Below are 12438 nucleotides of genomic sequence, written 5' to 3' on the forward strand. Positions count from 1 at the left end.
AAACAAGACAATTAACCCCCATAGAATTCTATGGGGGTTAAAATGCACGTGTATTGGCATATTGTCAGTGGAACCGTCCCCGTGACAGGGGGTTAGAAGCGGAGGGAGAGGCAGGTGAGGCCGCCGTCCATTTTTTGAAATTCGGACATGTCCAGTTCGATAGTGGTATAGCCTAGGGCTTGAATGGCAGATAGTGTTTGAGGGAACCCTTTGGCAACAAGGACAAAGTCGTTGATGAGGATACAGTTGGCAGAATAGTTCTCTGCAGTGGGTGTTTGAATAATATTGTAGTCTTTGAAGATTGGGTGATTAGCTAGATCTCCAGCGGCTACAAAGTTTTTTTGATCTAAGTATGTAATGCCGGTTTTTAGGTGTAGGAAATTATTAAAGGATACTGCTGAGCCGGTATAGTGGTACTTATTTAGTATGTTTATTAATTGCTTAGCACCTTCCTCATTAGTGCGGTGAGACAAACCAATATAGAAATGGTTCTCGACCCTCATGACGTCCCCTCCGTCAAGAAGCCCGTCACCCACAATAGCTTCTATTTCTGAGTAGTTATTCCTTAATGTGTCCCCTATGATCAGCTCTTCGCCTTGTCTGCTTTCCGCACCCAGCCGGGTAATTACGGCGCACTTTTCAGTGACGATGGCAGTATCTTCAACAAAGGTTGAATCAGGATACCTTTCATCTGCTTCTAATACCCTAACTTTAAGGCCACATCTTTCCAAAGCCGCTACATATTGAGCATGCTGCTCCAGGGCTTGGTGATAATCTGGCTTACCCAACCCGGCCTTAGTGATCCCTGCAGCAAAGTTTGTACTAGGTTTTCTGACAATAGCTTGAGTAAACATGGAAACAACCCCTTACGTTAATTGAATGCTTATAATTTCTACAATGTTCACAAACAATTTGATTTTAACCTACCCAGGTGCCTATGTAAAGAAATACAAAAGTTAGAGATGAAGAAGAAATTCTCTTCAGCAAAGGCCACCCTATTGCAAGAGCCATGTTATAATAATCCGTAATTTAGGGAATCAAAGGAGGCAAGGAAGAGTCTTGTGCTTCCTGCTTCACATACTAGGTTAAGGAGATAGATTTAGCATTGAATACACAAGGAGTACAGAATAGTGTCAAAGGTGCATATAAGCCTCGAATTGAACAACGTATTTTGATTATGACCGCCGTTCCAGCGGAGCGGGATGCTGTACTGAGGGGACTGGGGGGTGAGACAGGCTTTGATGTCCTGGCAGCAGGTGTTGGACCTGTAGCCGCCGCAGTTCAAACGGCTAAAGCCCTAGCAAGGGCAAAATATAGTTTGGTAATAAGTGCCGGTATCGGTGGGGGCTTTCCCGGTAAGGCGGAGGTGGGTTCCCTGGTGGTGGCCAGTGAAATTATTGCTGCTGATCTGGGGGCGGAGACCCAGGAGGGGTTTTGCAGCTTAGAGCAATTAGGCTTTGGCTCATCCAGAGTCCCTGTTGATGAGGATTTATTGAATCTGGTGTACGAGACACTGCTTGGATCTAAACTTCCTGTTAACACCGGGCCTGTTCTCACGATATCAACGGTAACCGGCACCGCAGAGAAGGCCAGGGAGCTGGCTGGCAGGGTTCCGGGGGCAGCTGCGGAAGCCATGGAGGGTTATGGAGTGGCTTTGGCTGCTCAGGACAGCGGTGTAGAAGTTTTGGAGCTTAGGGCCATCTCCAATCTGGTAGGCCCCCGTGACCGTAGTGCCTGGCGGATCAAAGAGGCCTTAGAGGCTTTGGAAGCAGCTACTTCAATATTAGTGAGGGTGTTGAAATGATCAAAATAGCTTTTTCTCCATGTCCCAATGATACCTTTATTTTTCACGCCTGGGTGCACGGATTAATTCCTGGTGCGCCTAAGCTTGAGGTTACCTATGCAGATATTGATATAACAAATAATCTGGCAGCCGGGTTAAAGGGACCAGATATAATCAAAATCTCCTATGCAGCTCTGCCCTGGGTATTGTCCCAATATGATCTTTTACCATGTGGGGGAGCTTTGGGGCGAGGTTGTGGCCCATTGGTACTGACTTCAAAGGCAGTAGATTCTGCCAAGAAGCCCGGCCTTTTATCCGGGAGAAGTGTAGCGGTACCCAGTGAGAGGTCTACGGCCTACCTGCTTTTCCGGTTATGGGCAGCCCAAAATGTGCCGGGGGGAGTTGGCCAAATTAAAGTGCTGCCCTTTCACGAAATTATGCCTGCGGTACGGGACGGTCTGGTAGATGCTGGGCTGGTAATTCATGAGGCACGCTTTACATATCCTTCCTATGGCTTAAAGCTATTGGTAGATTTAGGCAGCTGGTGGGAGTCGGATACCAACCTGCCAATCCCGCTGGGAGCTATCGTAGCCCGTAAAAATGAGAATCTCCAGGCAATTGCCGACTGGATTCGAGCCTCGGTGAAATATGCCTGGGCTCACCCGGAGGAATCTAAACAGTATGTACTAAAGCATGCCCAGGAGCTGTCGCCAGAGGTAGCACAGGCACACATTGGACTTTATGTGAACGACTTTACAGAGAATCTTGGAGAAACGGGCTTTAAGGCCGTGACCACCCTGCTAAAACGTGCCTCGAAAGAAGGACTGGTGCCAGAGGTAAACCTGAATACACCGGCAAGCTATTAATAGTATTAGATTATTAAGTTTGTGGTCCATTGTCTAAGAATCCCTAAGGATCCACAGTTATCGTGAAGAACTTTTAGCATTTATAGGTTAATTGTGTAATATCACTTTATTCTTTATTAAATGCCATATTAACAAGGCTTATAACGTTATAACAATTTTAAATATTATGTTAAAATTAAATTTGTCCAAAAAAAATCATACTATATGTCGCTTAATTCCTCATTCCTGGGGAAGCGGGGGAACCATATTTTTGGGGTTAATACGGTGTGCTTCACACTGTTAGGGTTATACTTTTCAATCCGAACCCGTCAGCTAACTTCGTAGGCGTAGAAAAGTTAAATTGCAATGGTTAAATCTTTACTTTAATCATTTGTACTAATTTTTTGTCGTCTTCCCCCTTGGAGAATAATTCCAAGGGGGTTTTTTGATCATTTGAATGGGGGAGTGATATGATTCAATTTGAAAAAATAACAAAGTCCTTTGGTGATCTTGTTGTGGTAGACAAGCTGGATTTACATGTCAAAGAAGGTGAGTTCTTAGTTCTGATTGGACCAAGTGGGTGTGGTAAAACTACAACTTTAAAAATGATCAATCGTCTTGTGGAGCCCACCTCCGGGGATATCTTTGTAAAGGGTAAAAACGTCATGGAAATGGACCCGGTGACGCTGCGACGTGAAATTGGTTATGTTATTCAACAGATCGGTTTGTTTCCCAATATGACTATCCAAGAAAATGTGGACGTAGTGCCCCGTCTTCTGGGCTGGGACAAGGAGCGAAGAATTAATAGGGTAAGGGAATTATTAAGTCTGGTGGACATGGACCCGGAGCTTTATACAAATCGCTACCCCAATGAATTAAGCGGCGGACAGCAGCAGCGTATTGGTGTATTAAGGGCATTGGCAGCAGAGCCGTCAATCATTCTTATGGACGAGCCCTTCGGGGCACTTGATCCGATAACCCGCGAAAGTCTCCAGGATGAATTGAAAAACCTCCAAAGTAAGCTGCACAAGACTATAGTTTTTGTTACCCATGACATGGATGAAGCCTTAAAATTAGCAGACCGCATTGTTTTGATGAAAGACGGTAATATTGTACAGTTGGATACTCCCGAGATGCTCTTGCGCAAGCCGGCCAATGATTTTGTTGTTGATTTCATAGGAAAGCATAGAACAAACGGTCAGGAGCTGCAAGCAGTTGAAAGCATCATGAATCCTAACCCGGTACTTATAAGTCCGGAGAAGGGCATAGCTGAGGCTGTAGCATTAATGAAGCGTAAAAGGGTAAATACCTTGTTGGTGGTAGACAGCCAGCAAAGGTTATTGGGCACCCTTTCGGTGGAAACCTTACGGGCTTATAAAAATGCTTATAAAGTGGGGGACTTGGCATACAGCAGTGTGCCTACGGTCAAAGCCGGTTCGCTGGCCCGGGATGCCTTTGATATGCTAATAAACCAAAGGTTAGATTATATCCCGGTGGAGGATGACAATAATAAAGTGCTGGGGATAATCACCCGTACCAGTATGGTAAATGCCCTGGCAAATGTGGTTTGGGGTGAGGAAGAAACAGCATGAATGAATTAATACAAACCTTTATTAACCGCCATGATGAAATATTGATGTTAACCTGGCAGCACATTTATATTACAGCGGGATCCGTTGCTTTAGGTGCGCTGCTTGCCATTCCTCTAGGCATCTGGCTGGCTGACCGGGAAAAAGTAGCCCGGTATGTATTAGGATTTATAGGAACAATACAAACCATACCAAGTTTAGCTTTTTTCGGATTTGCCTTTCCTATTTTAGGCATCGGCTTACTCCCCGCAATGACGATACTTTTTCTATATTCCATCTTTCCGATTCTTCGCAACACGTACACTGGTATCAAAGAGGTAAATCCCGCTCTGGTTGAGGCAGGGCGAGGAATGGGTATGAATAAATGGGAACTTCTTACCCTGGTGAAGCTGCCATTGGCACTGCCTCTAATTATTGGTGGTGTTAAGATATCCACAGTTTACATCGTAAGCTGGGCCACAGTGGCAGCCCTAATAGGTGCAGGAGGGCTCGGAGATTTGATCCTTGGTGGTATCAGCATGGTAAACATTAATCTAATCATTGCAGGCACCATTCCCGCGTCACTACTGGCCATTTTATTTGGCTTGATGATCACACAAATTGAAAAAGCAGTAACGCCACAGGGCTTAAGGGCAAAATAAAAAATGAAGGAGGTGTACTATGTTTGAAATAACATCCCTTTCCATTGAACATTTGTGGCTATCGGCTTCCGGAGTATTGATTGCCGCACTCATAGGAATACCCATAGGCATAATTTTGCTGCAAATACGTTCATTGGCAACCCCTGTGCTAGGTCTAATAGATATGTTGCAAACAATTCCCAGCTTAGCAATGCTGGCCATAGCCCTATACTACTTTGGCCTTGGCAACGGCAGCTTGATATCTGCATTAGTGGTATATTCCTTATTACCAATAGTAAGGAATACCTATTTGGGCCTAAAGGGTGTCGATACCAATTTAATAGAAGCAGGTAGAGGTATGGGAATGACCAAGCTGCAGTTGCTATGGCAGGTGCAATTACCCATAGCCCTTCCAGTCATGTTATCCGGCTTTCGGGTGGCCATGGTGACGGCCATAGGAATTGCTACCATAGGGACCTTAATTGGTGCCGGAGGCCTTGGCAGTCCCATCTGGAGAGGTATACAGTTAGCCGATAACTCTATGATCTTGTCTGCTGCTATACCGGCTGCGTTACTGGCCATACTGTCAGACGTAATATTAGGTACTCTAGAGAAAATCACTGTTCCAAAGGGATTAAAGACAAGGGAATCAGTTCAATAAAGGGAGGTACAAAATGAGGGGAAGAAAGTACTATATTTTAATAGCTTCATTGTTGATTTTAATGTTGGCCATAACTGGCTGTGGAGGCGGAGATGCCGCCGGTGGCAAGGAAAAGATTGTAGTGGGCTCTAAGAACTTTAATGAAAGCATTATTCTGGGTGAGCTTATGGCTCAACTAATTGAAGCAAAAACTGATCTGCAAGTTGAACGAAAGTTGAATTTAGGGGGAACCCTGGTGTGCTTCCAAGCACTGAAAAAGGGTGACCTTGATGTATACGCCGATTATACAGGAACAGGATTAATGGCGGTACTAAATATGCCTGTGGAAACAGACCCTGATAAGGTTTATGATATCGTACAAAAGGAATATAATGAGCAGCATAATATTAAGTGGCTAAAGCCCCTTGGTTTTAACAACACCTATGCCATAGCAGTTCGCCAGGAAACTGCAGAAGAGCATAATCTAAAGACAGTTTCCGATTTAGCACAAGTATCACAACAGCTCGCCTTTGGTACCGACCAGGAATTTATTAACCGTGAAGATGGCCTAAAGGGACTAAAGGAAACCTACAACATGAAATTTGAGAAAGAGCAGGCCATGGAGATAGCCTTACGCTATCAAGCCATTGCTAATAAAAATATATCAGTAACAAATGCCTTTGCAACCGATGGAGAACTGATTAAATACGATTTGGCAATATTAGAAGATGATAAAAATTTCTTCCCTCCCTACTACAGTGCACCAACCGTTAACCAGAATACCCTGGAGAAGCACCCCGAGTTGGAAGAGGTTTTAAATCTATTGGCCGGGCAAATTAGTGATCAAGAGATGCAGCAGCTAAACTTCAAAACAGCCGTTGAGGGCCAAGCCGAAGCAGAAGTGGTAAAAGAATTTTTACAAAGCAAAGGGCTAGTATAAGTTAAAGAACCAGGGTTTGCAATAACCCCTGGTTCTTTTCTTACTTAAGCGATAGATATTGCTAAATAAATGGTAAAATATAGCCTAGGCAACCAACAATTTTAATGAAATGGGGATTATTTTCATGGCAGAACATCAAGACTTATACTATCTCCGTAAAGCAATCGAGGTATCACAGCGGGCAAGGGAGCACGGTAATACCCCTTTTGGGGCGGTGCTGGTTGACCCGAAGGGGATCGTACTTTTGGAACAGGAAAATATAGAAATCACCGAGGCAAACTGTACCGGACATGCGGAAACCACCCTTATGGAGCGGGCCTCTAAAGAGTATTCGAAAGAGTTTCTCTGGAAATGCAGCTTGTATACCACGGCGGAGCCCTGTGCCATGTGTGCCGGGGCCATTTATTGGGGTAATGTTGGACGGGTGGTCTATGGAATAAGTGAGCAGAGGCTGCTGCAGCTCACCGGGGATAATGAGCAAAACCCAACCTTCGATTTACCCTGTAGGGAAGTCTTTGCCAGGGGACAAAAGCAGATTGAGGTAGTTGGCCCTTTCCCCGAAATTGAGCAAGAGGTTGTTAAAGTCCACGAAGGTTTTTGGGACTAGAAGGGAGCAATAATATGTACCAAATTGCCCATATCGGCATCAAGGTTAAAGATGTGGCAAGGTCCATGAAATTTTATCAAGAGGTTTTAGGCTGTGAAGAAAAGGAGCGTCATGAAAATGAACGGGTGAAGATAATCTTTGCCATGAGCGGAAACGACATATTAGAATTTATTCAGGATAAAACAAAGGAGAACAATCTCCCCGAAGGTGTTGTTAACCATATCGCCTTTCATGTAGCTGATATTGAAAAAGAAATTAACAGGCTCCGGGAGCTTGGGGTGAAATGTATATCCGATGAACCCAGAGAGTTTAACGGAGGGAAAATATTCTTTTTTTCCGGGCCAGACGGGGAAATACTGGAGTTTGTTGGGTAAGGGTTACCCATTGGGTAAAGCCTAACGTTTCAAATTAACGTTAGGCTTATAAATACAATTGAAATAAAAAGACAGTCTAAGTAATTCTTAATCAACCACCGGTTTATTAAATTCAATATGATTAAGCTCAAAATGATACCAACTGAAATCCCCGGTATTCAATCTCCAGACGACTTCTCCCCGGGTCGGCACCCTTATGCCCTCAAATTCCCGATAATCCTTCATGGTGACCAGCCATTTTTCCAGAACGTACTTTCCATCCACCGCCATATATCTATCGGCGGAAAAACTGGTAACCTCACCCAGATCATTAAACTCAAACACCCCGGAGGTTGATAAGCCATCATAGCTCATGGTGGCCCTTGCCGAATGGGTGTCTATTTCTTCCCATTTAATATAGTCACATAAAGCCGCCGTTGGGTACCAAACAATTTCACCTAAATACCTTAGTTGCGTGCCCTGATCAATTTCCTCTCCACGGGCGTCGGCCACAGTAAATAAAGACAGGATTTTAATCAGCATATTGCCCTTACCCTCGGTGAACATATCCCTTCCGGCTATGTGTATCAATGGGGCAGCTTTAATTTTAGCCCGCCAAATAAAGCCCGGTGGGTTTGTGGTATAAAAGTATTCCGTTTCCGCAGGCATCCAGGGCTGATTTTCTTTTAGTCTCAGTTGAGCAGATTGTTTTGAATAAACCGTGGTAATTCTTTCTTTACCAATAATCTGAGAGTATTGCAGCCAGTTTTGCACGCATAGAGGCAACCCTGCTAAATCCTTTTTTTCAATGATTTGCCCGACACTATCCCCACTCCCTGCCAGCAATTGCTCCAATTCTTGTTTTACCTTTTGATTAAACAAATAATTTCCTACCAATGAAGCTGTAATAACAGCGAAGATTACAATTATTAGAACAAGAAATATAATCAAAAGTAGCTTGGGCATGTAAATACTCCTATCTGGGCCAAAGGCAAGGCCAAATGATTTTTATCGTAAATATAGCATTATATTTTTCCTTGTCAACCCTAATGTTTACACCTGACATAAAAATTGTTAGGCTTTATAATCTAATAAAAGTCACGCCCTTGGAGATATAAATGATGAATGGCGGTGAACATGCTGAAGCTGGAGAGGCTTATTTCAATCCTTGTCATATTACTTAGAAAAGAACGTGTCCAGGCAAAGGAATTAGCTGAAATGTTCGGTGTTTCAGTGAGGACAATTCTGCGGGATGTGGATGCCATAGACCTTGCGGGAATACCAATTGTGACCTATCAAGGGTTTAATGGAGGCATAGGGATAGCAAAGGGCTATCGCCTGGACAAGAGCATCCTCACCAAGGATGAAATGGCTGCCATAATTACCATGGCCAAAGGCATGGCAGGGGCTTTACCGGACAAAAATCATGAGATTCTATTAGAAAAGCTTAAAAACACCTTGTCCTCAGCCCAGGTTGAAAACCTGGAAACTAAGGTGAATCAGCTTGTCATTGACCTTTCACCCTGGAGAGGGAACCAGTCCCTTAAGGTTAAAGCAGCTAACATTAGAAGGGCCATTGATAGCCTGAAGGAGCTAAATTTTATCTATACCGACTCATCTGGACATACGACAATGAGGGAGGTTGAACCCTACTCTCTGGTACTAAAGGGGCAAAGCTGGTACCTCTATGGATGGTGTCTTATGCGGCGGGATTTAAGGCTATTTAAGTTAGCAAGGATAAAGGAACTAACTGTAACAGATAAATCCTATAAACCCCGCGAAATATCCCTTGAACAACTTCCCTGGGAAGGTAACCGACAAAGGCCAGAAAACATGATTAAATTGGAGCTTGTATTTGAACAGGAATTTGCAAGCCTAGCTGAGGAATGTTTTGGTGAAGAGGTTTGTAAAGGTGATGATGGGAGAATAATGGTAATGGCAGAGATGCCTGAGAACAACTGGCTCTACGGTTTTCTGCTAAGCTTTGGCACAGGGGTGGAAGTAATAAACCCACCTCACATTCGTACAAAACTATGCAAAATTGGCGAAGGGATTTATAAAAAATATTTGCAGCAAACATGACATTATGGTGACAGGTTTAGAATGATATAATCAAGAAAAAATAGAGGTGATAAAAATGGACTACAAATTTGAACTGAATGAGCAGCAAGCACAGCCTGTACTCTCAATGCGCACAAGAACTGCCGTGGGCAATTTGCCCCAGGAGTTGGGCAAAGCATACCACACAATTATCAATTACCTAAATGAGCTTGGTGAAAAACCCTTTGAAGCGCCCTTTGCGGCCTACTACAACATGGATATGGAAGACCTGGATGTGGAAATGGGATTTCCCGTTGCCAAACCTCTGCCGGGCAAGGGTGAAATAAAATCAAGTGAAATCCCCGCAGGGAGGCAGGTCTCATGCATGTACAAGGGGCCATATAACCAAATGGAACCTGTATATAATGCCATGATGCAATGGATCAATGAAAATGGTTATGCACCAACGGGAGTTGCTTACGAATTTTATTACAACTCCCCTATGGAAGTTCCTGAAAGCGAACTGCTAACCAAAGTTGTTTTCCCCATTAAATAGTAGTAATTTTTATTGAGGTGCCAAGGTGACCGAGATAGATTTAATACTGGATGCCAGTTTTACGCCTACCTATGAAGATATATGCTGCTATATGAATAAAGCTGTCCAGGAAGGCTGGCAGGAAATGAACGCTTTTATTCAGCAAAGCTACAAAGCCTCGCCTAAGCTTGCCTATAGTAAATGCTCTGCAAAACCGGGCTGGAATATAAAATATAAAAAAGCAGGCAAATCTATTTGTACCCTATATCCAGAAAAAGATGGCTTTATCGCACTGGTAGTAATCTCATTGGATTTAGTGCCGTTGGTTGAAGCAATGACAAATGAATTTGAGACTGAGGTTCTTGAAACAGTACGAACTGCGAAACCGTTTAACGGTACCAAGTGGTTAATGATACAAGTAACAAATGATAGCGTCTTAAATAACGTGAAGCGACTTATATTGCTTAAAAATCTATAGATTTAATTGTGAACAAAAGACCTTCTGCTTGTCAAATGAACTGCCCCCTGTCAAGTAGACAGTGGAAATAATAAAAATCCTGAGAACGTAACGAGTTTTGTGTAAATGGTAATACTTACCACTAAGGGGGTTATCATTTATGCAAAACTCGTCTTTTATTAAAGAACTGGCAAAAGGTTGCCGCACGGTTGAAGATGTTCAAGAAAAACTCAGGGATCTATTTAAGGACACACTTCAAGAAGTATTTGAAGCTGAGATGGATGAACACTTGGGCTATGAAAAGCATGATACTGCTGGCATAAACAGTGGTAACAATCGTAATGGTTACAGTAAGAAGAAGGTTAAGACTAGGTTTGGTAAAACTGAACTTGAGGTACCCCGGGATCGTAACGGAGAATTTGAACCCCAGATATTAAAGAAATACCAAACAACCTCAAATCAGTTGGAAGATCAAGTTATCGCAATGTATAGCAAAGGTATGTCTACTAGGGATATTGAAGACCATATGCGTGATATTTATGGTATCGACGTTTCACCAACAATGGTTAGCAGAATTACTGACAAAATAATGCCAATGGTTACAGAGTGGCAGTCTAGACCCTTAGATAGGGTATATCCCATCGTCTTTTTAGATGCTATTCACTTCAAGGTGCGTCAGGACAACAGGATAATTAACAAAGCTGCCTATAGTGTTTTAGGCATCACTATGGATGGACACAAGGAAATATTGGGCATTTGGGTCGGTGAACATGAGAGTTCTAAATTCTGGTTGGGTGTGTGCAACGACCTTAAAAGCCGTGGCGTAGAAGATATTCTTATTGCTTGTAAAGACGGGCTTTCCGGCTTTTCCGAGGCTATTAATACTGCTTTCCCAAAAACACAAATTCAACTCTGTGTGATACATCAGATACGCAATTCCCTTAAATATGTGCCCCATAAATATCAGAGGGACTTAATGAAAGATTTAAAGAAAGTCTACCAGGCTTTAACCATAGAAGAGGCAGAGTTTGCCTTTGAGGAGTTTAAAGAAAAATGGGGTAGCAAATATCCAGTAATAATTAAATCTTGGGAAAACAATTGGGTTGAGTTAACCACGTATTTTCAGTATCCCAGAGGAATACGCAGAATGATATACACGACTAATATTATTGAAGGCTACCACAGGCAACTGAGAAAGGTAACTAAAACAAAAACAGCCTATCCTTCGGATGAGGCACTAGTAAAAATGCTCTATCTTGCCACGCTTGATGCATCTAAGAAATGGACCATCCCTTTAAGGGAATGGCGAGAATGCATATCCCAGTTTCTGATATTTTTTGGTGATCGACTTGACCAAAGGAATGCTGGATAAGAGATGGGGCTTCGCCCCAGAGTTTACCGCTTTAGTTCTCCCAAGAGTAGGGTGAATATTAAAGGGGTAACCCTAAAGTTACCCCTACTCTCGGCAGAAACCTAATTGGCGCTCAGGTTGCTCTCCAGCAGTGCCCTATCCTCCAGTTAGGCAAGAGCCATGAATATTATCACCATTTACTGGCAAAATAATCCTAGGCAAACAATTTAATAAAAATCCATTTACACAGAATTATTTACACTCCCAAAATCCCTGACACCAATCATTTCCTTATGGTTGGTGTCATTTTTATGCTGCTGAACTATTCAGGAATTGTCTGTATTCCAAAGGCGTCATACAGTTTAATCTCTTTTGATATCGGTTAGTATTGTAATAATGTATGTATTCTTCAACTGCTGCTTCCAGATCTTCATAGTTGTTGAATCTATTAAGATAATACATCTCCGATTTCATGATTCCCCAGAATGATTCCATCGGGCCATTATCAATGCATCTGGATACCCTTGACATGCTTTGGGTCATTCCTGCATCATCCAATTTTTTCTTGAATCTTTTACTCGTATATTGGAAGCCACGATCGCTGTGAAAGAGTGGTTTAGCATCCGGATATGTCTGATGTGCTATATCAAAAGTTCTAAAAACAAGTTCATTGTTGTT

At 42.9% G+C, this 12438-nt stretch carries 15 protein-coding genes and 1 riboswitch; of the genes, 12 read left to right on the forward strand and 3 right to left on the reverse strand.

Annotated elements, in window-relative coordinates:
* Positions 1 to 92: 92 nt before the first annotated feature.
* Positions 93 to 854, reverse strand: coding sequence for a dimethylarginine dimethylaminohydrolase family protein (locus P6N53_RS08915; RefSeq protein ID WP_304542493.1), 762 nt, complete (start codon positions 852 to 854; stop codon positions 93 to 95).
* Between the two features lie 251 nt (positions 855 to 1105).
* Here P6N53_RS08915 and P6N53_RS08920 point away from each other — a divergent pair, with 251 nt between their 5' ends.
* The 8 genes from P6N53_RS08920 to P6N53_RS08955 all read left to right on the forward strand — a co-directional run bounded on the left by P6N53_RS08920 (position 1106) and on the right by P6N53_RS08955 (position 7398).
* Positions 1106 to 1804, forward strand: a complete 699-nt coding sequence (locus P6N53_RS08920) for a futalosine hydrolase (protein ID WP_304542494.1) — start codon at positions 1106 to 1108, stop codon at positions 1802 to 1804.
* Positions 1804 to 2649: a 1,4-dihydroxy-6-naphtoate synthase gene (locus tag P6N53_RS08925; protein ID WP_304542510.1), complete on the forward strand. Its 846-nt coding sequence runs from the start codon at positions 1804 to 1806 to the stop codon at positions 2647 to 2649. Before P6N53_RS08920 ends, P6N53_RS08925 begins: the two co-directional genes overlap by 1 nt.
* Before the next feature lie 198 nt (positions 2650 to 2847).
* Positions 2848 to 2991: riboswitch (cyclic di-AMP (ydaO/yuaA leader) on the forward strand.
* A 107-nt stretch (positions 2992 to 3098) separates the two neighbouring features.
* Positions 3099 to 4220 (forward strand): ABC transporter ATP-binding protein, encoded by a 1122-nt coding sequence (locus tag P6N53_RS08930; RefSeq protein WP_304542495.1) that lies wholly within the window; start codon positions 3099 to 3101, stop codon positions 4218 to 4220.
* A complete protein-coding gene (locus P6N53_RS08935; protein ID WP_304542496.1) occupies positions 4217 to 4858 on the forward strand; it encodes an ABC transporter permease in 642 nt (213 codons plus the stop codon). The genes P6N53_RS08930 and P6N53_RS08935 overlap by 4 nt, the downstream gene beginning before the upstream one ends.
* Before the next feature lie 19 nt (positions 4859 to 4877).
* Entirely contained in the window at positions 4878 to 5498 is a 621-nt protein-coding gene (locus tag P6N53_RS08940; RefSeq protein ID WP_304542497.1) for an ABC transporter permease, read from the forward strand.
* A 13-nt stretch (positions 5499 to 5511) separates the two neighbouring features.
* Positions 5512 to 6417 carry a glycine betaine ABC transporter substrate-binding protein gene (locus P6N53_RS08945; RefSeq protein WP_304542498.1) on the forward strand — a complete coding sequence of 302 codons (906 nt, stop codon included), beginning with the start codon at positions 5512 to 5514 and terminating at the stop codon, positions 6415 to 6417.
* Between the two features lie 124 nt (positions 6418 to 6541).
* Positions 6542 to 7024, forward strand: coding sequence for a nucleoside deaminase (locus P6N53_RS08950; RefSeq protein ID WP_304542499.1), 483 nt, complete (start codon positions 6542 to 6544; stop codon positions 7022 to 7024).
* Between the two features lie 14 nt (positions 7025 to 7038).
* A complete protein-coding gene (locus P6N53_RS08955) occupies positions 7039 to 7398 on the forward strand; it encodes a VOC family protein (RefSeq protein WP_304542500.1) in 360 nt (119 codons plus the stop codon).
* Positions 7399 to 7485: 87 nt separating this feature from the next.
* Here P6N53_RS08955 and P6N53_RS08960 read toward each other — a convergent pair whose 3' ends face one another.
* Entirely contained in the window at positions 7486 to 8343 is an 858-nt protein-coding gene (locus P6N53_RS08960) for a DUF6544 family protein (protein WP_304542501.1), read from the reverse strand.
* A gap of 159 nt (positions 8344 to 8502) precedes the next feature.
* Here P6N53_RS08960 and P6N53_RS08965 point away from each other — a divergent pair, with 159 nt between their 5' ends.
* The 4 genes from P6N53_RS08965 to P6N53_RS08980 all read left to right on the forward strand — a co-directional run bounded on the left by P6N53_RS08965 (position 8503) and on the right by P6N53_RS08980 (position 11781).
* A complete protein-coding gene (locus tag P6N53_RS08965; protein WP_304542502.1) occupies positions 8503 to 9459 on the forward strand; it encodes a helix-turn-helix transcriptional regulator in 957 nt (318 codons plus the stop codon).
* Between the two features lie 55 nt (positions 9460 to 9514).
* Complete coding sequence (locus tag P6N53_RS08970; RefSeq protein ID WP_304542503.1) at positions 9515 to 9973, forward strand: GyrI-like domain-containing protein; 459 nt, start codon at positions 9515 to 9517, stop codon at positions 9971 to 9973.
* 25 nt (positions 9974 to 9998) lie between these two features.
* Positions 9999 to 10430 carry a DUF3788 domain-containing protein gene (locus P6N53_RS08975; RefSeq protein ID WP_304542504.1) on the forward strand — a complete coding sequence of 144 codons (432 nt, stop codon included), beginning with the start codon at positions 9999 to 10001 and terminating at the stop codon, positions 10428 to 10430.
* Positions 10431 to 10569: 139 nt separating this feature from the next.
* Positions 10570 to 11781: an IS256 family transposase gene (locus P6N53_RS08980; RefSeq protein ID WP_304542505.1), complete on the forward strand. Its 1212-nt coding sequence runs from the start codon at positions 10570 to 10572 to the stop codon at positions 11779 to 11781.
* Between the two features lie 288 nt (positions 11782 to 12069).
* Here the strand turns inward: P6N53_RS08980 and P6N53_RS08985 are convergent.
* The coding region (locus P6N53_RS08985) for an IS3 family transposase (protein WP_304542506.1) at positions 12070 to 12438 on the reverse strand (369 nt) is incomplete at its 5' end.

Source organism: Desulforamulus aquiferis (genome assembly GCF_030577015.1).
Classification (GTDB): domain Bacteria; phylum Bacillota; class Desulfotomaculia; order Desulfotomaculales; family Desulfotomaculaceae; genus Desulfotomaculum; species Desulfotomaculum aquiferis.